Annotated in this window: 22 protein-coding genes and 1 pseudogene; 9 read left to right on the plus strand and 14 right to left on the minus strand. The window is 72.5% G+C overall.

Annotation, left to right across the window (positions count from 1 at the left end; genetic code table 11):
• Positions 1 to 42: 42 nt before the first annotated feature.
• Complete coding sequence (gene sufB / locus AB0F68_RS28680) at positions 43 to 1473, minus strand: Fe-S cluster assembly protein SufB (RefSeq protein ID WP_357343823.1); 1431 nt, start codon at positions 1471 to 1473, stop codon at positions 43 to 45.
• On the minus strand, positions 1470 to 2120 hold the full coding sequence (locus AB0F68_RS28685) for a transcriptional regulator (RefSeq protein WP_357343865.1): 651 nt from the start codon (positions 2118 to 2120) through the stop codon (positions 1470 to 1472). The genes sufB and AB0F68_RS28685 overlap by 4 nt, the downstream gene beginning before the upstream one ends.
• 200 nt (positions 2121 to 2320) lie before the next feature.
• Here AB0F68_RS28685 and AB0F68_RS28690 point away from each other — a divergent pair, with 200 nt between their 5' ends.
• A complete protein-coding gene (locus tag AB0F68_RS28690; RefSeq protein WP_357343824.1) occupies positions 2321 to 3292 on the plus strand; it encodes a COX15/CtaA family protein in 972 nt (323 codons plus the stop codon).
• 83 nt (positions 3293 to 3375) lie between these two features.
• A complete protein-coding gene (locus AB0F68_RS28695; protein WP_357343826.1) occupies positions 3376 to 5043 on the plus strand; it encodes a right-handed parallel beta-helix repeat-containing protein in 1668 nt (555 codons plus the stop codon).
• A gap of 37 nt (positions 5044 to 5080) precedes the next feature.
• Here AB0F68_RS28695 and AB0F68_RS28700 read toward each other — a convergent pair whose 3' ends face one another.
• From AB0F68_RS28700 to AB0F68_RS28710, 3 genes are all read right to left on the minus strand, one after another.
• Complete coding sequence (locus tag AB0F68_RS28700; RefSeq protein ID WP_357343828.1) at positions 5081 to 6001, minus strand: hypothetical protein; 921 nt, start codon at positions 5999 to 6001, stop codon at positions 5081 to 5083.
• 6 nt (positions 6002 to 6007) lie between these two features.
• On the minus strand, positions 6008 to 6340 hold the full coding sequence (locus tag AB0F68_RS28705) for a hypothetical protein (protein ID WP_357343830.1): 333 nt from the start codon (positions 6338 to 6340) through the stop codon (positions 6008 to 6010).
• 251 nt (positions 6341 to 6591) lie between these two features.
• Positions 6592 to 7551 carry a heme o synthase gene (locus AB0F68_RS28710; protein ID WP_357343832.1) on the minus strand — a complete coding sequence of 320 codons (960 nt, stop codon included), beginning with the start codon at positions 7549 to 7551 and terminating at the stop codon, positions 6592 to 6594.
• A gap of 265 nt (positions 7552 to 7816) precedes the next feature.
• Between AB0F68_RS28710 and tkt the strand changes: the two genes are divergently transcribed.
• The 6 genes from tkt (at position 7817) to pgl (ending at position 16322) form a co-directional block, all read left to right on the plus strand.
• A complete protein-coding gene (gene tkt, locus AB0F68_RS28715) occupies positions 7817 to 9955 on the plus strand; it encodes a transketolase (protein ID WP_357343834.1) in 2139 nt (712 codons plus the stop codon).
• A gap of 16 nt (positions 9956 to 9971) precedes the next feature.
• A complete protein-coding gene (gene tal, locus AB0F68_RS28720; RefSeq protein ID WP_357343835.1) occupies positions 9972 to 11150 on the plus strand; it encodes a transaldolase in 1179 nt (392 codons plus the stop codon).
• Between the two features lie 69 nt (positions 11151 to 11219).
• Positions 11220 to 12860 carry a glucose-6-phosphate isomerase gene (locus AB0F68_RS28725; protein WP_357343838.1) on the plus strand — a complete coding sequence of 547 codons (1641 nt, stop codon included), beginning with the start codon at positions 11220 to 11222 and terminating at the stop codon, positions 12858 to 12860.
• Positions 12861 to 12898: 38 nt separating this feature from the next.
• Positions 12899 to 14413 (plus strand): glucose-6-phosphate dehydrogenase, encoded by a 1515-nt coding sequence (gene zwf, locus AB0F68_RS28730; protein WP_357343841.1) that lies wholly within the window; start codon positions 12899 to 12901, stop codon positions 14411 to 14413.
• A gap of 31 nt (positions 14414 to 14444) precedes the next feature.
• Positions 14445 to 15461 (plus strand): glucose-6-phosphate dehydrogenase assembly protein OpcA, encoded by a 1017-nt coding sequence (locus AB0F68_RS28735; RefSeq protein WP_357343843.1) that lies wholly within the window; start codon positions 14445 to 14447, stop codon positions 15459 to 15461.
• A gap of 90 nt (positions 15462 to 15551) precedes the next feature.
• Positions 15552 to 16322, plus strand: a complete 771-nt coding sequence (gene pgl / locus AB0F68_RS28740) for a 6-phosphogluconolactonase (RefSeq protein WP_357343845.1) — start codon at positions 15552 to 15554, stop codon at positions 16320 to 16322.
• 46 nt (positions 16323 to 16368) lie between these two features.
• Here pgl and AB0F68_RS28745 read toward each other — a convergent pair whose 3' ends face one another.
• The 8 genes from AB0F68_RS28745 to rapZ form a co-directional block, all read right to left on the minus strand.
• Positions 16369 to 16713: an RNA polymerase-binding protein RbpA gene (locus AB0F68_RS28745; RefSeq protein ID WP_357343847.1), complete on the minus strand. Its 345-nt coding sequence runs from the start codon at positions 16711 to 16713 to the stop codon at positions 16369 to 16371.
• 131 nt (positions 16714 to 16844) lie between these two features.
• Positions 16845 to 17105 (minus strand): preprotein translocase subunit SecG, encoded by a 261-nt coding sequence (gene secG, locus AB0F68_RS28750; RefSeq protein ID WP_151461972.1) that lies wholly within the window; start codon positions 17103 to 17105, stop codon positions 16845 to 16847.
• Between the two features lie 95 nt (positions 17106 to 17200).
• Positions 17201 to 17992, minus strand: coding sequence for a triose-phosphate isomerase (gene tpiA, locus AB0F68_RS28755; RefSeq protein WP_357343850.1), 792 nt, complete (start codon positions 17990 to 17992; stop codon positions 17201 to 17203).
• On the minus strand, positions 17993 to 19192 hold the full coding sequence (locus AB0F68_RS28760; protein WP_357343852.1) for a phosphoglycerate kinase: 1200 nt from the start codon (positions 19190 to 19192) through the stop codon (positions 17993 to 17995). It lies immediately after the preceding gene.
• Positions 19189 to 20193 carry a type I glyceraldehyde-3-phosphate dehydrogenase gene (gap, locus tag AB0F68_RS28765; protein ID WP_357343854.1) on the minus strand — a complete coding sequence of 335 codons (1005 nt, stop codon included), beginning with the start codon at positions 20191 to 20193 and terminating at the stop codon, positions 19189 to 19191. The genes AB0F68_RS28760 and gap overlap by 4 nt, the downstream gene beginning before the upstream one ends.
• Positions 20194 to 20457: 264 nt before the next feature.
• A complete protein-coding gene (gene whiA / locus AB0F68_RS28770) occupies positions 20458 to 21438 on the minus strand; it encodes a DNA-binding protein WhiA (protein WP_088999356.1) in 981 nt (326 codons plus the stop codon).
• 56 nt (positions 21439 to 21494) lie between these two features.
• Complete coding sequence (yvcK, locus tag AB0F68_RS28775; RefSeq protein WP_357343856.1) at positions 21495 to 22472, minus strand: uridine diphosphate-N-acetylglucosamine-binding protein YvcK; 978 nt, start codon at positions 22470 to 22472, stop codon at positions 21495 to 21497.
• Positions 22469 to 23377 carry an RNase adapter RapZ gene (gene rapZ / locus AB0F68_RS28780; RefSeq protein ID WP_355667025.1) on the minus strand — a complete coding sequence of 303 codons (909 nt, stop codon included), beginning with the start codon at positions 23375 to 23377 and terminating at the stop codon, positions 22469 to 22471. Before rapZ ends, yvcK begins: the two co-directional genes overlap by 4 nt.
• Positions 23378 to 23605: 228 nt before the next feature.
• Between rapZ and recQ the strand changes: the two genes are divergently transcribed.
• Positions 23606 to 25447, plus strand: coding sequence for a DNA helicase RecQ (recQ, locus tag AB0F68_RS28785; protein ID WP_357343858.1), 1842 nt, complete (start codon positions 23606 to 23608; stop codon positions 25445 to 25447).
• Between the two features lie 97 nt (positions 25448 to 25544).
• On the opposite strand, the pseudogene AB0F68_RS28790 reads toward recQ, so the two are convergent.
• Positions 25545 to 25638, minus strand: a pseudogene (locus AB0F68_RS28790) (phytochelatin synthase); the annotation flags it as partial.

Below are 25638 nucleotides of genomic sequence, written 5' to 3' on the forward strand. Positions count from 1 at the left end.
CGGGGCCCGCACGGCCCGGCCCGACGGGCCGGGCCGCGGGAGTCAGCCGACCGCGCCCTCCATCTGGAGCTCGATCAGGCGGTTGAGCTCCAGGGCGTACTCCATCGGAAGCTCCTTCGCGATCGGCTCGATGAAGCCGCGCACGATCATCGCCATCGCCTCGTCCTCGCTCAGGCCCCGGCTCATCAGGTAGAAGAGCTGGTCATCGCTGATCTTGGAGACGGTCGCCTCGTGCCCCATCGACACGTCGTCCTCGCGGATGTCGACGTAGGGGTAGGTGTCGGAGCGGGAGATGGTGTCGACCAGCAGGGCGTCGCACTTGACCGTGCTCCGGCTGCTGTGCGAGCCCTCCAGCACCTGGACCAGGCCGCGGTAGGAGGTGCGGCCGCCGCCCCGGGCGATCGACTTCGACACGATGGTCGAGGAGGTGTGCGGCGCGGCGTGCACCATCTTGGCGCCCGCGTCCTGGTGCTGGCCCTCGCCGGCCATGGCCACCGAGAGCACCTCGCCCTTGGCGTGCTCGCCGGTCATGTAGACCGCCGGGTACTTCATGGTGACCTTGGAGCCGATGTTGCCGTCGACCCACTCCATGGTCGCGCCCTCGTGGCAGACGGCGCGCTTGGTGACCAGGTTGTAGACGTTGTTCGACCAGTTCTGGATGGTCGTGTAACGGCACCGGCCGTTCTTCTTGACGATGATCTCCACGACCGCGCTGTGCAGCGAGTCGGAGGAGTAGAGCGGCGCGGTGCAGCCCTCGACGTAGTGCACGTACGCACCCTCGTCGACGATGATCAGCGTCCGCTCGAACTGGCCCATGTTCTCCGTGTTGATCCGGAAGTAGGCCTGCAGCGGGATCTCCACGTGCACGCCCTTCGGCACGTAGATGAACGAGCCACCGGACCAGACGGAGGTGTTCAGGGCGGCGAACTTGTTGTCGCCGACCGGGATCACCGTGCCGAAGTACTCCTTGAAGATGTCCTCGTGCTCGCGCAGCGCGGTGTCGGTGTCCAGGAAGATGACACCCTGCTCCTCGAGGTCCTCACGGATCTTGTGGTAGACGACCTCGGACTCGTACTGCGCCGCGACACCGGCGACCAGCCGCTGCTTCTCCGCCTCGGGGATGCCCAGCCGGTCGTAGGTGTTCTTGATGTCCTCGGGCAGGTCCTCCCAGCTGGTGGCCTGCTTCTCAGTGGACCGCACGAAGTACTTGATGTTGTCGAAGTCGATCCCGGTGAGATCCGCGCCCCAGGCCGGCATCGGCTTGCGGCCGAACAGCCGCAGGCCCTTCAGGCGCAGGTCGAGCATCCAGGCCGGCTCGTTCTTCTTGGCCGAGATGTCCCGCACCACCGCCTCGTTGAGGCCGCGCTGGGCGGCCGCCCCGGCGACGTCGGGGTCGGCCCAGCCGTACTCGTAGCGACCGAGGGCGGCGAGCTGCTCCTCCTGGGTCAGGGGCTGAACGATCTGCTCGGTCATCTATCTGTCCTCACAGTGGTGACGGTGTTACCGGACTGGGCGCGCGGCTGGGTGGGAATGTGCGTGGTGCACACCCCGTCGCCGTGCGCGATGGTGGCCAGGCGCTGCACGTGGGTGCCGACCAGACGGGAGATCACCGCGGTCTCGGCCTCGCACAGCTGGGGGAACTCGGCGGCCACGTGCGCCACCGGACAGTGGTGCTGGCACAGCTGGCCGCCGGAGGCGATCGTGGACGCGTTGGCAGCGTAACCCTCGGCGGTCAGCGCCCCGGCGAGCGCCTCCGCCCGGGCCAGCGGCTCGTCGCCGGCGTCCTCCATGGCGGCGCGGCAGCGCTCCTCGAGCGCGGTCACCTGCTCGGCGGCGAACGCCTCGACCGCGTGCGAGCCGCCCGTGCGGGCGATCCAGCGCAGCGCGGCGGTGGCGATGTTGTCGTAGTGGTGGGTGCCGCAGCGCACCCGGGCCGCCTCGGTCAGCACGAAGACCTTGGCCGGTCGGCCCCGGCCCCGGCTGCCCCGCACGACCTGCTCGCGGGCCTCCACGTCGCCGTCGGCGAGCATCGCGTCGAGGTGCCGGCGGATCGCGGCCGGGCTGAGCCCGAGCGCCGAGCCGAGCTGGGCCGCGGTGGTCGCGCCCTGCTCCAGCAGCAGCTGGGTGACCCGGTCGCGGGTGGAAAGATCGGTGGACGCGGCAGTGCTGGCGACCGGAGCGGTCGCCTGGAGGTGCCCGGAGAGCGCCGCCGCGTTTTTCACAACGCCAACGTTACGTAATTCGCCGAGGGCCCGCAAACCCGGGGTCCGGTGATCCCGACCACCGGTGCGGCGGAGTCACCCGATCGGGATCAACTACGGTGCGTAGGATTCGCTCCGTGAAGGCTTCCGTCCGGTTCCCGGTCTCCCCCACGCTGCTGCGCCGCCTCGCGTACACCTCGATCATCGCGAACGTGGCGATCGTGGTCACCGGCGGGGGTGTCCGGCTCACCCGCTCCGGGCTCGGCTGCCCCACGTGGCCCCGCTGCACCGACGAGTCGTACATCGCCACCCCGGAGATGGGCGTGAACGGGGCGATCGAGTTCGGCAACCGGCTGCTCACCTTCGCGGTGGGCGTCATCGCGCTGGCCGTGGTGCTCGCCGTGCTGGCCCAGCGGACCCGCCCGCGCGGGCTGCTGGCGCTGGCCATCGGCGTGCTATTCGGCATCCCCGCCCAGGCGGTGATCGGCGGCATCACCGTGCTCACCAACCTCAACCCGTGGGTGGTGGGCCTGCACTTCCTCGCCTCGATGGTGGTGATCGCCGCCGCGTACGCGCTCTGGCGGCGCACCGTCGAGCCGGACGGGCCGGTCAGCCCGACCGTGCCGGCGCCGCTGCGTACCCTCGCCGGGCTCACCACGGTGGTGAGCGCGGCAGTGCTGGTGATCGGCACCTGGGTGACCGGCAGCGGCCCGCACGCGGGCGACCAGGGCGCGGCCCGAAACGGCCTGGACCCGGAGGCGATCTCCCAGGTGCACGCCGACGGGGTGTTCCTGCTGATCGGCCTCTCGGTGGCGCTGCTCTTCGCGTTGCGCGCGGTGGGCGCCGACCGGGCCGCCCGGGCCGCCGGGGTGCTGGTCGCGGTCGAGCTGGGCCAGGGCCTGATCGGCTTCGTGCAGTACTTCACCCACCTGCCGGCGGTGCTGGTCGCCGCCCACATGCTCGGCTCCTGCCTAGTGCTGCTGGCCACCCTGGGCGTGCTCTGGGCCACCCGGGAGCGGCGTCCGGCCGCCCCGCCGGCCCCGGCCGTGCCGGCCACCCCGGCCGACCAGCCGGTCACCGCCGCCGCCTGAGACACGCCTTCCCCGGCGTTACCGCCCGGCGGCAGCGGGAATGCGGTCCGCGTCACGGACCGTCCGCCCGAGGGGAGCCGCCGGTGTCGCGCAAGGGCCTGTCCACGACCGTCCCGCAGCGCCTGACGCCGGTGGCCGGGGCGCCGCTGTGGTGCGACGCCCACGACTTCGGGCTCACCGGCGACGGCGTGACCAACGACCAGCCGGCGCTGGCCGCCCTGGTGGACCGGCTGGGCGAGGGGTACGACGCCGACGGACGGGCCCGGGTGATCTACTGCCCGCCGGGCATCTACTCGATCCGGAACGCCGGCACCGTCTGGCGCAGCGGGGTGTCGCTGGTCGGCGCCGGGTCGGCGGCCACCCGGTTCCTGCTCAGCAACGAGGGCAACCGGAGCGATCCCGTCCCGCTGGCCTTCTGGACCACCGTCCAGCACGGCGCGGACCGGGACCGGCACATCGCCGACTGCACGTTCGCCGACTTCGAGATCGACGGCTCCGGGGTCGGCATGACCCAGTACAACTACCTCGCCAAGGGCCTGGGCCTCCAGTACGTGGTGCGCGGAGTGTTCCGCAACCTCTACATCCACCACACCGGGGCGACCGGTCTGGGCTGCGACTTCCTCCAGGACAGCCTGATCGACGGGGTGGTCGTGGTGGGCTGCGGCCGGCTGGACAGCGGCGAGCAGATGGGCGGCGCGGGCATCGGCGTCGGCATCGGCGGCTGGGGCGACGTGGAGCGGCTCACCATCGCCAACTGCACCACCCTCGGCAACGGGACCAACGGGATCTTCCTCGAGCTGCAGAAGGACTACTGGCCGCCGCCGCGCGGCTTCCGCATCGTCGGGTGCCACAGCCAGGCGAACCGGTTCGGCATCTCGGACTGGGGCGCCGACGGGCTGATCGTCTCGGCCTGCACGCTGACGAACAACCTGGAGGCGGGCTTCGACGTCTCGGCCAACGGCACGGCCGGGATCGCCGGCCGGGGCGGACTGCTCACCGACTGCGTGATCGACCGCAACGTCGGCGACGGGATCAGCATGGGCAACACCCCCGGCCCGTACGCGGTCCGGGGCAACCGGATCAGCCGCAACGGCGGCTACGGCTACCACGAGCACGACCTGGGCCACGGGTACCGGGGCGCCGCGGCGGACGTGGTGATCGAGGGCAACGAGATCTGGGACAACGCGCTGGACGGGATCCGGATCGACCGGCCGATGGTCGACGCCGCGGTGGTCGGCAACCGGATCCGGGACAACGGGCGCCGGTCCGCGCCGGCGTGCCGCGGCTCGGGCGACAGCGTGCGGTACGCCCCGCGCCGGGTCACCGACGGGTCGGCGGACTGGCCGGCCGGCGGGCACCGGGGCAAGATCGTCCGGGTCGACTCGCGGACCGCGGTGGTGGCCGACAACACCGGCACGGAGCTGTCCCTGGCCGAGGTGCGGCCCGACGGGGCCACCGGCTGGAACGAGACCACCCCGGCGCCCGGCACGCCGTACGAGCTGCCCGCCGGCCCGCCGGAGCGTGCCGGGATCGCGGTCAACGCCCCGTTCGATTCGGCCACCGTGCGGGACAACCGGATCTGGCACCGGGATGAGCACAGCCACACCTACGGGTTCTGGATCACCGGGGCGGGCAGTTGCGTCTCGTGCCGGGTGGAGGACAACGACTTCGCCGGGCACGAGGCCGCCGTCCGGCTGGACACCCCGCCGATCGGCGGGCGCTGGGACCGCAACCACTCCGACGGGGAGTGAGGCGGCTCCGGCCCACCGGAGCGGGCCGGAGCGCGGGTCAGGGCCGCCGGGCCAGGTGGGTGGCGATCGCCGCGGCGAGCCGGTCCGAGGCGCCGTCGGCGTGGCCGATGAACAGGCTCGGCTCGGTCAGCTCCAGCTCGACCAGGACGGGCGCCCCGTCCGGGCCGGGGATCAGGTCCACTCGGGCGTAGAGCAGCCGGTCGGTGCCGCCGGGCACGACGGCCAGGGTCTTCTCGGCCGTGTCGAGCTGCTCCGGGGTGGCCGTGCGGGCGTCGATCCGCTCCTCCTTGTAGAGCTCGGCCACGCCGCGGTCGGGGCCGGTCAGCATCGGCCCCTTGCGGATCGCGTGGCTGAACGCCAGGCCGTCCGGCCCGGCCAGGAAGAGCAGCGCGGTCTCCCCGGCGGTGTCCACCGCCGCCAGGTACGGCTGGACCATGGTCACCCGGCCGGCGGCGGAGAGCCGCCGTACGTGAGCCACGGCCAGCTCCCGGTGCTCCGGGTCGGCCAGGTCGTACCGGCCGGTGTCCTGGCTGCCGGCGCTGACCGCCGGCTTGATCACGTACTCCCCGGTGCCGGCCGACGGGACCCACTCCTCGCCCGGCTCGACCCAGGCGGTCGGCACGGTGGGCACCCCGGCCGCCGACAGCTCGGCCAGATAGCGCTTGTCGGTGTTCCAGGCGACCACGTCGGCCGGGTTGACCAGGGCCGGCACCGTGCGCGCCCAGGCGACGAACTCGTCGCGGCGCAGCGCGTAGTCCCAGGGCGAGCGGAGCACGACCAGGTCGTAGCCGGACCAGTCCACGGCCGGGTCGTCCCAGACCACCGCCTCGGCGGCGACGCCGCGGGCGGCGAGCGGGGCGAGCACGAGCCGGTCGTCCGGGTCGAGGTCGGGCAGGGCGGTGCAGGTGACGAGAGCGACCCGGGGTTTCCCCCGGGTCGGCTGGTAGTGGTTGGTCAATTTATGTCAACGGGCCATCGTGCGCCGGGCCATCGACCGCCAGAGGTCGTTGCTCGGACGCATCTGGTCCATCAGCTCACGCTCCCAGGCGTTCTCGACGGTGACCCCTGCCTTGGCGCAGGCCTGCCGCGCGATGTCGGTGCCGTCGGCGAACTGGTCGGCCCACACCCCGTCCTCACCCACGAGGACGATCCGTGCGCCGCGCTTGCCGACGTACTCGATGACCGCCTTCGCCCCGCCGTGTCCGGCGGCGAACGACTTGATTCCCGCGACCAGGCCGTTGGGGGCCTGCTCGGCGATCTTGTCAGCCGTCAGCGTCGTATCGGAACCATCTGCCATGACGCGAAGCCTAAGCAGACATGCACCCGGATGTGCGAGAACGATGAACTGAATGTGATGCCAATTACCTACTGGTTTAAGGAAGACCACAGGTAATTCGCCCGTACATGTCGCCTATGCCTGGGCGAATCGGGCGGCCTGGATCGTCACAGTCTGTCCGGGTTAACCCCGTCCAACTCAGGTCGAAAAAAATTCTGATGAATTCCGCCACCAAGGGGAAAGCATCCACCCCGGTCAGCGCGGGCGACAGATCAGAGCAGGGCGTCGAGGGCGACGGCCGCGAACAGAATCGTGAGGTAGGTGGTGGACCAGTGGAACAGCCGCATGGGCTTGACCGCCTCGCCGCGGGCCGCCCGCCGGCACAGCTTGTGCGCCTCGACCACGAAGATCCCGCCGACCACCAGCGCGGTGACGCCGTAGATCGGGCTCATCCCGAGCGGCCAGACGGCCAGCGAGGAGAGCAGGGTCAGCCAGGAGAAGAGGATGATCTCCGCGTTGACCCGGCGGACCGAGGCCACCACCGGCAGCATCGGGATGCCGGCCCGGGCGTAGTCGGCCTTGTACTTGATGGCCAGCGCGTAGAAGTGCGGCATCTGCCAGAAGAAGACCACCGCGAACAGGCCCCAGGCGGCCGGGGACAGCGAACCGGTGACCGCCGCCCAGCCGATCAGCACCGGCGCGGCCCCGCAGGCGCCACCCCAGAAGGTGTTGGCGGCCGTGGTGCGCTTCAGCCAGAGCGTGTAGACCAGGTCGTAGTAGGCGATCGCGGCCAGCGTCAGCCCGGCGGCCAGCCAGTTGGTGGCGGCGGCCATCAGCGCCACCGAGACCACCGCCAGCACCAGGCCGAAGATCAGCGCGTTGCGCGGCGACACTGTGTGCGCCGGCAGCGGCCGGCGCTTGGTGCGCCGCATCAACTGGTCGATGTCCCGGTCGATGTAGCAGTTGAGCACGCTGGCCGCCCCCGCGGCGAGCGAGCCGCCGACCAGCACCACGGCGACCAGCCAGAGCGCCGGCATGCCCCCGTCGGCCAGCATCATCGCCGGCACGGTGGTGACCAGCAGCAGCTCGACGATCCGCGGCTTGGTGAGCGCCACGTACGCGGCCACCACGGCCCGCACGTCCCGCCGCCCGGTCGCCGCCACCTCCGCCACCGTGCGCACCGGCGGCTGCCCGGCAGAGTCGCTGACGGGGCGCTCGGTGATCATGCTCACGGATTGCCACCTTCCGGCTTTGGCGGGGGAGGTCGGGGTCGGCTCGGACCCCTCCGGGCCCACACACCGCCCCACACACTACGCGGCGTCGTTTTGGCTGCCCCGGAGACCCGGCAACGGTGCGGGCCGTCACATTCCGAGTTGAACGGTGGATCCGGTCGGAGACGTACAGACCAGCATGCAGAGATCCCCGGGCGGACGTTTAGGGCCGCTCGATAGGGTCATCAGTGAGGGTTCCGCCCATCTGCCGAGGAGCACAACCATCGTGGCTGCCAACCGACCCGAGCTTCCCGCTCTCAACTGGTCCGACCTCGACCGCAGGGCCGTCGACACGGTCCGCGTGCTGGCCATGGACGCCGTGGAGAAATCCGGCAACGGCCACCCGGGCACGGCCATGAGCCTCGCCCCCGCGGCGTACCTGCTCTTCAACCGGGTCATGCGCCACAACCCGGCCGACCCGAACTGGCCCGGCCGGGACCGGTTCGTGCTGTCCGCCGGGCACTCCAGCCTGACCCTCTACATCCAGCTCTTCCTCTCCGGCTACCCGCTGGCCCTCGACGACCTCAAGGCGCTGCGCCAGTGGGCCTCGCTCACCCCGGGCCACCCGGAGCACGGCCACACTCCGGGCGTGGAGACCACCACCGGCCCGCTCGGCCAGGGCCTCGGCAACGCGGTCGGCATGGCGATGGCGGCGCGCCGCGAGCGCGGCCTGTTCGACCCGGAGTCCGACCGCGGCGACTCCCCCTTCGACCACGACATCTGGTGCATCGCCTCGGACGGTGACATCGAGGAGGGCATCAGCCACGAGGTGAGCGCCCTCGCCGGCCACCAGCAGCTCGGCAACCTCTGCGTGATCTACGACGACAACGAGATCTCGATCGAGGACGACACCCGGATCGCCAAGAGCGAGGACGTGGCCGCCCGCTACGCGGCGTACGGCTGGCACGTGCAGACGGTCGACTGGCGGCGCGGCGACGCCGATCAGGGCGACTACCACGAGGACGTCGAGGCGCTCCACCAGGCGCTGCTCGCCGCGAAGGCCGAGACCGGCCGTCCCTCCTTCATCGCGTTGCGCACCATCATCGGCTGGCCCGCCCCCAACAAGCAGAACACCGGCAAGATCCACGGCTCGGCGCTCGGCGCCGACGAGGTGAAGGCCACGAAGGAGATCCTCGGCTTCGACCCGCAGCGCACCTTCGAGGTCGACGACGAGGTGCTCAAGCACGCCCGCCAGGTGCTGGAGCGGGGCGCCGAGGCGCAGGCGGCGTGGACCACCCGGTTCGACGCCTGGGCGAAGGCCAACCCGGAGCGCAAGGCGCTCCGGGAGCGGATGTCCACCCGGACGCTCCCGCAGGGCTGGGCCGACGCGCTGCCCACCTTCCCGGCCGACGCCAAGGGCATCGCCACCCGGGCCGCCTCCGGCAAGGTCCTGGAGGCCCTCGCCCCGGTGCTGCCCGAGCTGTGGGGCGGCTCCGCGGACTTGGCGGAGAGCAACAACACCACCATGAAGGGCGAGCCCTCCTTCATCCCCGCCGAGCACGCGACCAAGGACTTCCCGGGCGACGAGTACGGCCGCACCCTGCACTTCGGCATCCGTGAGCACGCCATGGGCGCGATCCTCAACGGCATCGCTCTGCACGGGGGCACCCGCCCGTACGGCGGCACCTTCCTGGTGTTCAGCGACTACATGCGCCCCTCCGTGCGGCTCGCCGCGCTGATGAAGCTGCCGGTGACCTACGTCTGGACACACGACTCGATCGGCCTCGGCGAGGACGGCCCGACCCACCAGCCGGTGGAGCACCTGACCGCGCTGCGCGCCATCCCCGGCCTGGACGTGGTTCGTCCGGCCGACGCCAACGAGACCGTCTGGGCCTGGCGGCAGGCCCTGGAGCACACCGACCGGCCCACCGCGCTGGCGCTCAGCCGGCAGGCGCTGCCGACGCTGGACCGCACCGAGCTGGCCGGCGCCGAGGGCGTCGCCAAGGGCGGCTACGTGCTGGCCGAGGCGTCCACCGGCAAGCCGCAGGTGATCATCGTGGGCACCGGCTCCGAGGTGCAGCTCTGCCTCACCGCCCGGGAGCGGCTGGAGGCCGACGGCACCCCCACCCGGGTGGTCTCGATGCCCTGCCAGGAGTGGTTCTTCGCGCAGGATGAGGCCTACCGGGAGTCGGTGCTGCCGCGCGGGGTAAAGGCACGGGTGAGCGTGGAGGCGGGCATCGCCATGTCCTGGCGGGGGATCGTCGGGGACAGCGGCGAGAGCGTGAGCCTGGAGCACTACGGGGCGAGCGCGCCGCACACCGTGCTCTTCGAGCAGTTCGGGTTCACCCCCGACCGGATCGTGGCCGCCGCGCACGCGGCGCTGACCCGGGTGGGCGACATCACCGGTTTCACGACCGGCAACTGAGGGGAGCGTGGACGGCATGACGGACAGGCTGAGTGAGCTCCAGGCCGCTGGTGTGGCGATCTGGCTCGACGATCTTTCCCGGGTACGACTCAGCTCCGGCGGGCTGGACAAGCTCCGCCGCGAGTCGCACGTGGCCGGGGTCACCACCAATCCGACCATCTTCGCCAAGGCGCTCAGCGACGCCGACGAGTACAACTGGCAGCTGCACGACCTCGCCACCCGCGGCATCGAGGTCGAGGAGGCGGTCCGCATGCTCACCACGTACGACGTGCGGTGGGCCTGCGACGTGATGCGCCCGTCCTACGACAAGAGCGCCGGGGTGGACGGCCGGGTGTCGATCGAGGTCGACCCGCGGCTGGCCCACGACTCCGACCGGACCGTCGCCGAGGCCAAGGCGCTCTGGTGGCTGGTCGACCGGCCGAACCTGTTCATCAAGATCCCGGCCACCGAGGCGGGCCTGCCGGCGATCACCGCGACCCTGGCCGAGGGGGTCAGCGTGAACGTCACGCTGATCTTCGGCCTGGACCGGTACTCGGAGGTCATGGAGGCGTTCCTGGCCGGTCTCGAGCAGGCGAAGGCTAACGGTCACGACCTGTCGAAGATCGGCTCGGTGGCCTCGTTCTTCGTCTCCCGGGTCGACACCGAGGTGGACAAGCGGCTGGAGAAGATCGGCTCCGACGATGCCAAGGCGCTGCGCGGGAAGGCGGCCATCGCCAACGCCCAGCTGGCGTACGAGCGCTACGGCAAGGTCTTCGGCTCCGACCGGTGGAAGAAGCTGGCCGACGCGGGCGCCCACCCGCAGCGCCCGCTGTGGGCCTCCACGTCGACCAAGAATCCCGACTACCGGGACGTCATCTACGTGGAGGAGCTGATCGCTCCCGGCACGGTCAACACCATGCCGGAATCGGTCATCCACGCCTACGCCGACCACGGCGAGACCCGCGGCGACACCATCACCGGCTCGTACGACGAGGCCCGCAAGGTCTTCACCGACCTCGAGGCGGCCGGCGTGGACATGACCGACGTGATCGCCACCCTCGAGCGGGAGGGCGTGGAAAAGTTCGAGACGAGCTGGCTCGAGCTGATCGACGGGGTCAAGAAGTCCCTGGCCGAGGCGGCCAAGGGCATCGGTCAGCCGGGCCGGGCCGCCAAGGGCAACGCGAAGGCCGCCGAAAAGGCCGGGGGCGACGCGTGACGGACGGCGCCGGACGCGTCCCGGGGGGCCACCCCGGGACGCGTCACGCCACGAGGACGGGGTGGTGAGGTGAGCGACCTGCTGGCCGGCCGGGCGGACATCGCCGCCGGGCTGGCCGTGCACGGCGCGGACGCGGTCGACGGGTCCGCGCCCGCGTCCGTGCGGGCCGCGCTGGTCGCCGCGGACCTCCCCGCCCGGCTCGCCGCGAAGGACCCGACCCTCTGGGGGCCGGACGCCGAGGCGACGGCCCGGATCCGGCTGGGCTGGCTGGACACCCACGCGCGCAGCCGGGAACTCCTCCCCCAGCTCGCCGAGCTGACCGAGGAGCTGGCCGACCTGGACCACGTGGTGCTCGCCGGGACGGGCGGCTCCGCGCTCGCCCCGGAGGTGCTCGCCCGGACCCTCGGCCGGCCGCTGACCGTGCTGGACACCACCGACCCGGGCCAGGTCCGGGCGGCCCTGGCCGACCGGCTGGAGCGCACCGTGGTGGTGGTCGCCGGCAAGTCCGACGGCACGGTGGAGACCGACAGCGTCCGGCGGGCGTACCGGCAGGCGTTCCTGGACGCCGGGCTGACCGAGGCGGAGGCCGCCCGGCACTTCGTCGTGGTCACCGACCCCGGCTCCCCGCTCGAGGCGGTCGCCGACGAGTTGGGCGTGGTGGTCATCCAGTCCGACCCCGAGGTGGGCGGGCGATACTCGGCGCTCACCGCGTTCGGGCTGGTCCCCGCGGCGCTGGCCGGGGTGCCCGTCGCCGACCTGCTGGACGACGCCGAGGCCCTCGCCGGCGCGCTCGGCCGGGACCGGGACAACCCGGGCCTGGCCCTCGGGGCGGCGCTCGGCGCGGCGGCCACCACCGGCCGGCCAACGGTCGCGCTGGTGTCCGACGGCACCGGGCTCGACGGGCTGGGCGACTGGGCCGAGCACCTGCTCGCCGAGTCCACCGGCAAGGCCGGCCGGGGCATCCTGCCGGTGGTGGTGGAGTCTCCGGACGCCCCCGGCGCCACCGGCCCGGACGTGCTGACCGTGGGCTACGGCGGCTCCCTCGGGCCGGGTGTCGCGCCCGGCCCCGCCGACGTGGCGGTCAACGGCCCGCTCGGCGCGCAGTTCCTCACCTGGGAGTACGCCACCGCGATCGCCTCCGCCGTGCTCGACGTCGACCCGTTCGACCAGCCGGACGTCGCCGAGAGCGAGGAGCACGCCGCGCGGCTGCTCACCGCCGGCCCGCCGCCGGAGTCGCCCTCGTCCACCGACGGCCCGGTCCAGGTGTACGCCCCGGCCGGGGCGCCCGCCGACCTGGCCGGCGCGCTGCGCTGGCTGCTCGACGGGCTGGGCGACGACGGCTATTTGGCGGTGACCGCGTACCTCGACCGGTGGGCCGACGCGGCGGTGGCCGGGCTGCGCCCGCTGCTGGCGCGGGCGACGGCGCGCCCGGTGACCTTCCGGTGGGGGCCGCGATACCTGCGCTCCACCGGGCAGTACCACAAGGGCGGCCCGCGGGCCGGCAGCCACCTGCAGGTGACCGGGGCGGTCACCGACGATCTGCCGGTGCCCGGCCGCCCGTACACCTTCGGAGACCTTCAGGCGGCCCAGGCCGCCGGCGACCGGCGGGCCCTCGCCGGTCGCGGGCGGCCGGTGCTGCGCCTGCACCTGACCGAGCGGGCGGCGGGCGTCGCCCAGCTACTGGATGCGGCCGGACGGACACTGACGTGACGATGAATGACGTGACATCGGCGGAGCGAGGAGGCGGCATGAACCCGCTGCGCGATCCTCAGGACCGCCGGCTGCCACGGATCCCGGAGCCGTGCGCTCTGGTGATCTTCGGGGTGACCGGCGACCTGGCCAAGAAGAAGCTCCTGCCGGCGGTCTACGACCTGGCGAACCGGGGGCTGCTGCCGCCCGGTTTCGTGGTCCTGGGCTTCGCCCGGCGCGACTGGGGCGACGGCGACTTCGAGTCGCTGGCCCACGAGGCGGCCAAGAAGCACGCCCGTACCCCCTGGCGGGAGGAGGTGTGGGCCCGGCTCGCCGGCAACATCAAGTTCGTCGGCGGCTCGTTCGACGACGACGCCGCTTTCGACCACCTGGCCGCCACCCTCGACGAGCTGCGCGACACCCACGGCATCCCGGGCAACGCCGCCTTCTACTTCTCCATCCCCCCGGCGGCCTTCCCGGTGGTGCTCAAGCAGCTCGCCCGCACCGGCATGGCGGACAACGCCAAGTCCGGCGGCTGGCGCCGGGTGGTGGTGGAGAAGCCGTTCGGCAACGACCTGCCCTCGGCGAAGGCGCTCAACGACCTGGTCGACGACGTGTTCACCCGGCAGGACGTCTTCCGGATCGACCACTACCTGGGCAAGGAGACGGTCCAGAACATCCTGGCCCTGCGGTTCGCCAACAACCTGTTCGAGCCGCTGTGGAATTCCAAGTACGTCGACTCGGTGCAGATCACCATGGCCGAGGACGTCGGCATCGGCACCCGGGCCGCCTTCTACGACTCGGTCGGCACCGCCCGCGACGTGCTGCAGAACCACCTGCTCCAGCTGCTCGCCCTGGTGGCCATGGAGGAGCCGACCAGCTTCGACGCCGACGAGATCCGGACCGAGAAGCTCAAGGTCCTCAAGGCCATCACGTTGCCGCAGGACGTCTCCCAGGACACCGTCCGGGGCCAGTACCTGCCCGGCTGGGTGGGCGGCGAGCGCGCCGTCGGCTACCTCGAGGAGGAGGGCGTCCCGCCGGACTCCACCACCGAGACGTACGTGGCGGTGAAGCTGGGCATCCAGAACCGGCGCTGGGCCGGGGTGCCGTTCTACATCCGGGCCGGCAAGCGGCTGCCCCGGCGGGTCACCGAGGTGGCCATCGTGTTCAAGACGGCGCCGCACCTGCCGTTCAACCCGGCCGACATGGAGTCGCTCGGCCCCAACCAGCTCGTCATCCGGGTCCAGCCGGACGAGGGCGTGGTGCTGAAGTTCGGCTCCAAGGTGCCGGGCACCACCATGGAGGTCCGCGACATCGCGATGGACTTCCAGTACGGCGAGGCGTTCACCGAGTCCAGCCCCGAGGCGTACGAGCGGCTGGTGCTGGACGTGCTCATCGGCGACCGGACGCTGTTCCCGGACGCCGCCGAGGTGGAGCAGAGCTGGCAGGTGGTGGACCCCTTGGAGCACGCTTGGACGGGCACCACGCCGGAGCCGTACCGGGCCGGCGAGTGGGGTCCGCGGGCCGCGGACGAGATGCTGGCCCGCGATGGCCGGTCCTGGCGGAGAGCGTGAGCGAGCACTGTGAGCGAACCAGGAGGTTCCATTGATCGGGCTGTGGGACACCACCGGGAACGAGGTGGTCAAGGCGCTCGCCGCCGAGCGGCGTAGCGCGGGCGGGGTGGCCAGCGGCATGGCGCTCACGCTGATCGTCGTGGTCGACGAGAAGCGGGTCCGGGAGGCCGAGGCCGCGGCGACCATCGCCGCCGCCGCCCACCCGTGCCGGCTGCTCGTCGTGGTCCGCTCCGACGTCGAGCGGGACCGCAACCGGCTGGACGCCGAGATCGTCGTCGGCGGCCGGCTCGGCCCCTGCGAGGCGGTGGTGACCCGGATGTACGGCCGGCTCGCGCTGCACGCCGAGTCGGTGGTGATGCCGCTGCTGGTGCCGGACGTGCCGGTGGTGACCTGGTGGCACGGCGAACCGCCGGAGGAGATCGCCACCGACTTCCTCGGCGTCGTTGCCGACCGGCGGATCACCGACGCGGCGCAGGCCGCCGACCCGATCGCCGCGCTCAAGCAGCGGGCCGCCGACTACGCCCCGGGCGACACCGACCTGGCCTGGACCCGGATCACCCCGTGGCGCACCCTGGTCGCCGGGGCCTTCGACACCACCGAGGCCCGGGTCACCGAGGCGACCGTGGTGGCGCCGCGGACCGACCCGACGGCCGCGCTGATGCGGGGCTGGCTGATCGCTCGGCTCGGCATCGACCCGGCCTGGCAGCACACCGACGAGTTCCCCCGGATGCGCGAGGTGCAGCTGCGCTGCGCCAACGGCGACCAGCTGACGCTGAGCCGGGACGAGAACGTGGCCATCTTCCGGCGTACCGGCCAGGAGGACCGGACGCTGCCGCTGGTCCGCCGGCCGCTCGGCGACGAGCTGGCCGAGGAGCTGCGCCGGCTCGACGCCGACCAGGTCTACGCGGAGGCGCTCGGCGCGACCGCCGGCCTGACCGGGCTGGACCAGCGGCCCGCCCAGCGGGTGCACGTGTGGAAGGATCCGGCGACCGCCCAGCGGGCCGAGGCCGGGCTCACCGCGCACGCCGGCGCGACCGCCAACGAGTGAGCGGCACCGCCGCGCGGCGGCACGGACCGCTCGGCGGTCGGACAGCACAGGTGACCGCCGCGGGGCGGTCGGAGGGCGAAGGCACGATGGATGAGTGAGGCGAGTGTCGCCGTACACGCCGATCCCGACCTGCTGGCGCAGGCGGTGGCGGCCCGGTTGGTGGTGAAGCTGCTCGACGCGCAGGCCGAGCGGGGCCAGGCGTCGGTGGTGCTGACCGGCGGGCGGATCGCCGCGGCGGTGTACCGGGCGGTGGCGCAGCTGCCGGCCCGGGACGCGGTCGACTGGTCCCGGGTCGACGTCTGGTGGGGCGACGAGCGGTTCCTGCCCTCGGGTGACCCGGAGCGCAACGAGACCCAGGCCCGGGCCGCGCTGCTGGACGGGGTGCCGCTGGACCCGGCCCGCATCCACCCGATGCCGGCCTCCGACGGGCCGGCCGGCAACGACCCGGAGGCGGCCGCCGCCGAGTACGGGCAGGAGCTGGCCCGGGCCGCCCGGCCGGGGACCGCCACCCTCCCCCACTTCGACGTGCTGATGCTGGGTGTCGGCGAGGACGGGCACGTCGCCTCGGTCTTCCCGGAGCATCCCGTGCACCACGACACCCGGCTGTGCAGCGCGGTCCGCGGCAGCCCCAAGCCGCCGCCGGTGCGCACGACGCTGACCCTGCCGGCGATCAACACGGCCGAGGAGGTGTGGCTGATCGCCGCCGGGGCGGACAAGGCCCGGGCGGTCGGGATGGCCCTCGCCGGGGCCGGGCCGGTGCAGCTGCCGGCGGCCGGGGTGCACGGGGTGTCCCGTACCCTCTGGCTGCTGGACCGGGCGGCGGCGGCCGACGTGCCGCCCCGGCTGCGCAGCCTGCGCTGAACGACGGTGGGAGCCCCGGCCCGGGCGGGTCGGGGCTCCCGCGTGTTCAGGCCCCGCCTCGCCGCCGGCGCAGCGTCTCCAGGGCCTCGGCGAGCAGCGCCTCGCCCTGCTCCGGGGTGCGCCGCTCCTGCACGTACGCCAGGTGGGACTTGTAGGGCTCGACCCGAGCTCGGCCGGGCGGGTTGCCCGGGTCGGGGCCGGCCGGCTCACCGCAGCGCGGGCAGTCCCAGGTCTCCGGGGTCTCCGCCTCGGCGGCGATGAGGAACTGGACGCGGTGGTTGTTCCCGCACCAGAAGGTGACGGGCCGGCGGGGCGCCGGCTCGATGCGCTGCTCGAAGCGCTCGGGGGCGGACCCGATCCGGGTGCCGCGGATGACGTTGCCACTGGACACGGCTGCTCGCTCCTGTCGTCGGAGGGGACCGCCGCTTACGGGGATGAGCGGCGGGCGACGCGCGGAGAAACACAAAACTGCGCGCGGTCCGTAACGGACCGCGCGCAGATTGTACGACTCGGAGCGCCCGCTCAGGCGCCGCTGCCCGTCTGGAGCCGGAGCCAGAGCCCGATCCCGACGATGCACGCGAACCAGATGATCCCCACCAGAACCGTGTAGCGGTCGAGGTTCTTCTCGGCCACGGAGGAACCGGCCAGGCTGGAGCTGACGCCGCCGCCGAACATGCTCGACAACCCGCCGCCCTTACCACGGTGCAGGAGGATCAGCAGGGTGAGCAGGATGCTCGTGATGACCAGCAACACGATCATCGTGTAGGCGAACCAGATCGGCATGGCGGGGGTCAATCCTCTCGTTGCGATCACTGCCCGGTCCTGACGGGCACGGCGGCACCGACCGGTGGGCGGGCAGCGTCAAGGATAGCGAGCGATCAGCGGGCGATGTGCTCCGGGAACCGGCAGATCTGCGCGAATTCCTCGGCGTCCAGGCTGGCACCCCCGACCAGGGCCCCGTCCACGTCCGGCTGGGCCATGGTCGCCGCCACGTTCGACGACTTCACCGACCCGCCGTAGAGGATCCGGACCTGGTCCGCCGTGTCCTGGCCGAAGGTCTCCACCAGGCGCTTGCGCACCTCGCCGCAGACCTCCTGGGCGTCCTCCGGGGTCGCCGTCTTGCCGGTGCCGATCGCCCAGACCGGCTCGTACGCCACCACGACTTGGGTGACCTGCTCCGGGGTGAGCCCCTTCAGGGCGGCGTCGAGCTGGTCGCAGCAGTGCGGCACGTGCCGGAGCTGCTCGCGGATCTCCAGCCCTTCGCCGATGCAGAGGATCGGGGTGAGCCCGTTCGCCAGCGCCGCGGCCACCTTGGCGTTGATCAGCGCGTCGTCCTCGTGGTGGTACTGCCGCCGCTCGGAGTGGCCGACCACCACGTAGGTGCAGCCCAGCTTGGCGAGCATCGGCCCGGCGATGTCCCCGGTGTAGGCGCCCGACTGGAACGGCGACAGGTCCTGCGCGCCGTAGCCGATCAGGAGCTTGTCGCCGTCCACCGCGGTCTGCACGGTGCGCAGGTCGGTGAAGGGCGGCAGGACCACCGTCTCGACGGCGGTGAGCTGCTTCTCGTTGAGGCTCGCGGCCAGCTTCTGCACCAGCAGGTTGGCCTCGAGGTGGTTCAAATTCATCTTCCAGTTGCCGGCCATCAGCGGCCGACGGGTGGTGCTCGCCATTCAGCTCTCCAGGGCCGCGATGCCGGGGAGGGTCTTGCCCTCGAGGTATTCCAGGGAGGCGCCACCGCCGGTGGAGATGTGCCCGAACGAGGACTCGTCCAGGCCGAGCGCCCGCACCGCCGCGGCCGAGTCGCCGCCGCCGACCACGCTGAACGCGTCGGCCTTGGTGATCGCCTCGGCGATGCCCCGGGTGCCGTTGGCGAACGCGGCCATCTCGAACACGCCCATCGGCCCGTTCCAGAAGATCGTCTTCGCCTGGGACAGCGCGGCCGCGAAGCCGGCCACCGTCTCCGGGCCGATGTCCAGCCCCAGCCGGTGGCTCGGGATGCCGTCGGCGGGCACCGTGTCGTGGGTGGCGTCGGGCGCGAACGCGTCCGCGGCCACCACGTCGACCGGGAGCAGGATCTTGCCGCCCGAGCGCTCCAGGAGGTTGCGGCAGGTCTCGACCATCTCCTCCTCGAGCAGCGAGGTGCCCACCTCGTGGCCCTGGGCCTTGAGGAAGGTGAAGCACATCCCGCCGCCGATGAGCAGCCGGTCGACCGTGGGCAGCAGGGCCTCGATCACGGCCAGCTTGTCGGAGACCTTGGAGCCGCCCAGCACCACCACGTACGGCCGCTCCGGGTCGCCGGTGAGCTTGCTGAGCACCTCGACCTCGCGCAGCACGAGCCGGCCGGCAACGTGCGGCAGCCGGGCCGGCACGTCGTAGACGCTGGCGTGCTTGCGGTGCACCGCGCCGAAGGCGTCGTCGACGTAGGCGTCGCCGAAGGCGGCGAGCTGGTCGGCGAACGCGCCCCGCTCGGCGTCGTCCTTGCTGGTCTCACCCTTGTTGAAGCGCAGGTTCTCCAGCAGGGCGACCTGGCCGTCGGCCAGGCCCTCCACGGTGGAACGGGCCGAGTCGCCGACGGTGTCCTCGGCGAAGTGCACCGGCGCGCCGAGCAGCTCGCCGAGCCGCCCGGCGACCGGGCGGAGGCTGAACTGCGGGTCGGGCGCGCCCTTCGGGCGGCCCAGGTGCGAGCAGACGACCACCTTGGCGCCGGCCTGGACCAGCGCGCTCAGGGTCGGCAGCACGGCCCGGATCCGGCCGTCGTCGGTGATCTCACCGCTCTGCTTGTCGAGCGGGACGTTCAGGTCGGCGCGCACGAGCACGCGCCGACCCGACACCCCCTCGCCGAGCAGGTCGTCGAGGTTGCGGATGCTCACAGCGACGAACCCACCAGCTTGACCAGGTCGACCAGGCGGTTCGAGTAGCCCCACTCGTTGTCGTACCAGCCGACCACCTTGACCTGGTTGCCGACCACCTTAGTCAGCGGCGCGTCGAAGATGCACGACGCCGGGTCGGTGACGATGTCGGTGGACACGATCGGGTCCTCGTTGTAGATCAGGATGCCCTTGAGCGGGCCGTCCGCGGCGGCCTTCAGCGCGGCGTTGACCTCGTCCACGCTGGTCTCCCGAGCGACGTTGACGGTGAGGTCGGTGACCGAGCCGGTCGGGATCGGCACCCGCAGCGCGTACCCGTCGAGCTTGCCCTTGAGGTCCGGCAGCACCAGGCCGATGGCCTTCGCGGCGCCGGTCGAGGTCGGCACGATGTTCAGCGCGGCGGCCCGGGCCCGGCGCAGGTCCTTGTGCGGCGCGTCCTGCAGGTTCTGGTCCTGGGTGTACGCGTGGATCGTGGTCATCAGACCGTGCTGGATGCCGAACGTGTCGTGCAGCACCTTGGCCATCGGAGCGAGGCAGTTGGTGGTGCAGGAGGCGTTCGAGATGATCGTGTGCTTGGCCGGGTCGTACTGGTCCTGGTTGACGCCCATGACCACGGTGACGTCCTCGTTCTTCGCCGGCGCGGAGATGATGACCTTCTTGGCCCCGCCGTCGATGTGCGCCTTCGCCTTGGTGGCGTCGGTGAAGAAACCGGTGGACTCGATGACGACGTCGGCGCCGACCTCGCCCCACGGCAGCTTGGCCGGGTCCTTCTCGGCGTACGCCTTGATGGTCTTGCCGCCCACGGTGATCTCGTCGGCGGTGGCCTTCACCTCGTGCGGGAGGCGGCCCAGGATGCTGTCGTACTTGACAAGGTGGGCGAGCGTGGCGTTGTCGGTCAGGTCGTTGACCGCCACGACCTCGATGTCAGCGCCGGACGCCAGCACTGCCCGGAAGAAGTTGCGGCCGATCCGGCCGAAGCCGTTGATGCCAACCCGGATGGTCACAGGTCCCATCTCCTCGCGTTCTGGTCCGCCGGCGTCGAACCCCGGCCGGCGGAGATTGTTCGCCGACCGGTGGAGCCGGCCGTTGACGGTTCATCTCGGCCACCCCGCCGCGGTCCCAGGAGACCAGACCGCCCGAGGCGGTGAGCACGGCGAGGAGAGCCTTTGCCGGCCCCCTTGCCGTACGCAGCGACCTTATCCGAGCGCGCGCCGCCGCGCTGCGGCGGGTGGTGATCCCCCTCGCAGCTCGACGCCTCACCGGTCCTATCAGACCACGAGCATGTCGGGCGTGACGGCCGCTTCGGTATCCGGGATGCCCAGGTCGCGGGCCCGCTTGTCGGCGAGCGCGAGCAGCCGGCGGATCCGGCCGGCGATGGCGTCCTTGGTCAGCGGCGGGTCGGCCAGCGCGCCGAGTTCCTCCAGCGAGGCCTGCCGGTGCTCCAGCCGCAGCCGGCCGGCCGAGGTCAGGTGGTTGGGGGCGTCCTCGGCGAGGATCTCCAGCGCGCGGGTGACCCGGGCGGCGGCGGCCACCGCGGCGCGGGCCGAGCGGCGCAGGTTGGCGTCGTCGAAGTTGGCCAGCCGGTTCGCGGTCGCCCGGACCTCGCGGCGCACCCGCCGTTCCTCCCAGGCGAGCACGCTGGAGTGGGCGCCGATCCGGGTGAGCAGCGCGGCGATCGCGTCGCCGTCCTTGACCACCACCCGGTCCACCCCGCGCACCTCGCGGTTCTTGGCGGTGATGCCGATCCGGCGGGCGGCGCCGACCAGGGCGAGCGCGGACTCCGGGCCGGGGCAGGTGATCTCCAGCGCGCTGGACCGGCCCGGCTCGGTCAGCGAGCCGTGCGCCATGAACGCGCCGCGCCAGGCGGAGACCGCGCAGCAGACGTTGGCGGCCACCACGTGCGGCGGCAGGCCGCGCACCGGGCGGCCCCGGACGTCCAGCAGGCCGGTCTGCCGGGCGAGGGCCTCGCCGTCCTTGACCACCCGCACAATGAAGTGGCTGCCCTTGCGCAGGCCGCCCGAGGCCAGCACGTGGATCTCGCTCGGGTAGCCGTAGACCTCGGCGATCTCCCGGCGGAGCCGCCGGGCCACCGCGCCGGTGTCCAGCTCCGCCTCGACCACGACGCGACCCGACACGATGTGCAGGCCGCCGGCGAACCGGAGCAGGGCGGCCATCTCCGCCCGCCGGCAGCAGGGCTTGGGCACGTCGACCCGACTCAGCTCGTCCTTGACCGCAGCCGTCATCGCCATGTTGCGCGCCCCCTCACGGACCGGTTCCGGCGTGTCGCCGGTGATTACGTACGTGTCTAACGATCGGCGCCCAGGACAGGCACCAGCGCGGCGCCCAGGGCGGCCGGGTCATGACGGGGCGTGCCGTCGGTGACGGCGACGGGAGCGAGGACCAGCCGGGCATCCAGCGATTCTGCCGCACGTTCGACCGCCACGGGATCACCCACCGCCTTGGAGTCGGCCAGCACCATGTCCACCTTCAACTCGGGCAGATAGCGCCGGAGGGTGTCCAAATGGTCAGGCAGGGAGAGCCCGAGGGTCTCCTTCTCCGCCACCAGGTTGAGGGTCACCAGGCGACGCGCCGGGCTGGAGACGATCGCGTCGGCCAGGCCCGGCACCAGCAGGTGCGGCAGCACGCTGGTGTACCAGCTGCCCGGCCCGAAGATCAGCCAGTCGGCCGCGCGCACCGCGGTCACCGCCTCGGCGCAGGCGGCCGGCGCGGCCGGGGTGAGCCGCAGCGACTCGACCGTGCCGGAGGTGACCGCCACCTGGTGCTGGCCGCGCACCGTGCGGACCTCGTCGGGGCGGTCCGGGTCGGCGCCGCGTACCCGGGCCTCGATGCCGACCGGCTGCCGGGACATCGGCAGCACCCGGCCGACCGCGCCGAGCATCGCGCCGGCGTGGTCGAGCGCGACCACCGGGTCGCCGAGCAGCTCGGTCAGCCCGTGCAGCAGCAGGTTGCCGACCGCGTGGCCGGCGAGCGAATCGGCCGCTCCCCCGCTCGCCGCGGCGGCGGCGAAGCGGTGCTGGAAGAGCGCCGCGCTGCGCCGGGTGGCCGGGTGGTCGCCGGCCAGGGCGACGAGCGCCTGCCGCAGGTCGCCCGGGGGCAGGCCGCCGCGCTCCGCGCGCAGCCGCCCGCTGGAGCCGCCGTCGTCGCCGACGGTGACCACCGCGGTGATGTCCAGGTCCAGTTCGGGTACGCAGTGCCGCAGCGCCCGCAGCGACGCCGAGAGCCCGTGCCCGCCGCCGAAGGCGACCACCCTGGTCGGGTTCATTCCCGCCCCAGGTCCCGGTGCTGCGCGTTGGCGGCGATGCCGGAGCGGCGCAGCCGGGCGGCCAGCTCCTCGGCGATCGCCACGCTGCGGTGCTTGCCGCCCGTGCAGCCGACGGCCACGGTCAGGTAGCGCTTGCCCTCCCGCTCGAAACCGGCGGTGGTGGCGTTGACCAGGTCCGCGTACCCGGCCACGAAGGCGTCCGCCCCCTCCTGGCCCAGCACGTACGCGCTGACCGCCTCCTCGCGCCCGGTGTGCTCGCGCAGCTCCGGCACCCAGTACGGGTTGGGCAGGAACCGGGCGTCCATCACGAAGTCGGCGTCCGGGGGGAGGCCGTACTTGAAGCCGAAGGAAAGCACGGTGATCCGCAACCGGCGGGAGTCCTCCCCGCCGAACAGCTCCTCGACCCGGCGGCGGAGCTGGTTCACGTTCAGGTGGCTGGTGTCGATGATCACGTCGGCCTGGTCCCGGGCCTCCTCCAGCAGGGCCCGCTCGACGGCGATCCCGTCGGCCAGCCGCCCGTCGCCCTGCAACGGGTGCGAGCGGCGCACGCTCTCGAACCGGCGGATCAGCACCTCGTCGTCGGCGTCGACGAAGACCACCCGGGGCTGGAAGCCGCGCTCGCGCAGCTCCCGGATCGCCCCGGCCAGGTCGGTGGAGAAGGCCCGCGAGCGGACGTCCAGCACCATCGCCGTACGCCGGGCCGCGCCACCGGCCTTGAAGGCCAGCTCGGCCATGTCCAGCATCAGCGCCTGGGGCAGGTTGTCCACCACGTAGTAGCCGACGTTCTCCAGCGCCCGGGCCACGGTGCTGCGGCCACCGCCGGACAGGCCGGTCACCACCACCAGGGTGGTCTCCGCCTCGGCCGGCGCCGGCCGTCCGAGAGCTGTCTCCGCGTTGGTCGGCACCAGGTCTCCCGCCGTCCGCGCCTCGCTCACCCGCTACCCCCAGCCGTGGCGCCGCGGCCGATCGGCCGCGCGCGTGGTCAGTCAGCGACTCTAACGGCTGCGACCCCGTCCGGGATTCCACGGGGTGACGACCGGAACAGGTGCTTGTCCGTTTTGTCAAGGTCCGGGTTGCCGCCACACGCCCGTTCGGGGCGGGGCGCTGTCGGCGGACGCTCGTAGACTGCGCGGATGGTCTCCCCCACCGATGAGCGGACCGAGGACGCGCTGCGGGTGCTCCGCCGGGTGTTCGGCTACGACGCCTTCCGCGGCTTCCAGCACGAGGTCGTCGAGCACGTGGTGGCCGGCGGCGACGCGCTGGTGCTGATGCCGACCGGGGGCGGCAAGTCGCTCTGCTACCAGATCCCGGCGCTGGTCCGCGACGGCGTGGCGGTGGTGGTCTCGCCGCTGATCGCGCTCATGCAGGACCAGGTCGACGCGCTCACCGCCGTCGGCGTCCGGGCCGGCTTCCTCAACTCGACCCAGGACCTCACCGAGCGGCGGCGGGTCGAGGCGGCGTTCCTCGCCGGCGAGCTCGACCTGCTCTACCTCGCGCCGGAGGCGCTGGCAACGCGCGGCACGGTCGCCCTGCTGGAGCGCGGGCGGATCGCGCTCTTCGCGATCGACGAGGCGCACTGCGTCTCGCAGTGGGGGCACGACTTCCGCCCCGACTACCTCAACCTGTCGATGCTGCACGAGCGCTGGCCGGACGTGCCGCGGATCGCGCTGACCGCGACCGCCACCGGGGCCACCCGCGCCGAGATCGCCACCCGGCTCAAGCTGACCGACGCCCGGCACTTCGTGGCCAGCTTCGACCGGCCCAACATCCAGTACCGGATCGTCCCCAAGCGGGAGCCGCGCAAGCAACTGCTCGCCCTGCTGCGCGACGAGCACCCGGGCGACGCCGGCATCGTCTACTGCCTGTCCCGGGCCTCGGTGGAGAAGACCGCCGAGTTCCTGGTCGCCAACGGCATCCCGGCGCTGCCCTACCACGCCGGGCTCGACGCGGGGACCCGAGCGGCCAACCAGCAGCGTTTCCTGCGCGAGGACGGGCTGGTCATGGTCGCCACCATCGCCTTCGGCATGGGCATCGACAAACCCGACGTGCGCTTCGTCGCCCACCTCGACCTGCCCAAGTCGGTGGAGGGCTACTACCAGGAGACCGGCCGCGCCGGGCGGGACGGGCTGCCGTCGACGGCCTGGCTGGCCTACGGGCTCCAAGACGTGGTGCAGCAGCGCAAGATGATCGAGACGTCGGAGGGCGACCTGGCCCACCGGCGCAACCTCGCCACCCACCTCGACGCCATGCTGGCGCTCTGCGAGACCGTCCGCTGCCGCCGCGCCCAGTTGCTCGAATACTTCGGCGAGGGCGGCACCGCCAACTGCGGCAACTGCGACACCTGCCTGGAGCCGCCGGAGTCCTGGGACGGCACGGTCGCCGCGCAGAAGCTGCTCTCCACCGTCTACCGGCTGGACCGGGAACGCAACCAGCGGTTCGGCGCCGGGCACTGCGTGGACATCCTGCTCGGCAAGCGCACCGACAAGGTCGACCAGTACGGCCACGACTCGCTGAGCACCTTCGGCATCGGCACCGACCTGCGCGAGGCCGAGTGGCGGGGCGTGGTGCGGCAACTGCTCGCCGAGGGCCTGCTCGCCGTCGAAGGCGACTACGGCACCCTGGCCCTGACCGAGGCGAGCGCCGAGGTGCTGGGCCGCCGACGCACGGTCACCATGCGGCGGGAGCCGGAGCGGCCGACGTCCGGCCGGTCCGCCAAACCCCGGGGCGCGGCCACCGTGGTGGCCGACCTCGCCCCGGCCGCCGTCCCGGTGTTCGAGCGGCTCCGCGCCTGGCGGGCGGCCACCGCCAAGGAACAGGGCGTCCCGGCGTACGTGATCTTCCACGATGCCACCCTGCGGCAGATCGCCACCGAGGCGCCGACCTCGCTGGCCGAGCTGTCCCGGATCAGCGGCGTGGGCGACAACAAGCTGGCCAAGTACGGCGAGGGGATCCTCGCCGTACTCGCCGGCTCCTGAGACCCGGGTCCTGAGACACGGTCCCGAGACACGACGAAGGGCCGGCCCCTTGTGGGGGCCGGCCCTTCGTGCTCGCTCCTGTTCAGCTGGTCGCCGGTCAGGAGGTGCTGTAGCCGCGGGTGGCGATCCAGTCGGCGAGGTTGTCCACGCTCATCCGGTAGGAGGCCATGTTCGGGTCGGCGGAGTCGGCG

It is taken from the genome of Micromonospora sp. NPDC023966 (assembly GCF_040639095.1).
Taxonomy (GTDB): Bacteria; Actinomycetota; Actinomycetes; order Mycobacteriales; family Micromonosporaceae; genus Micromonospora.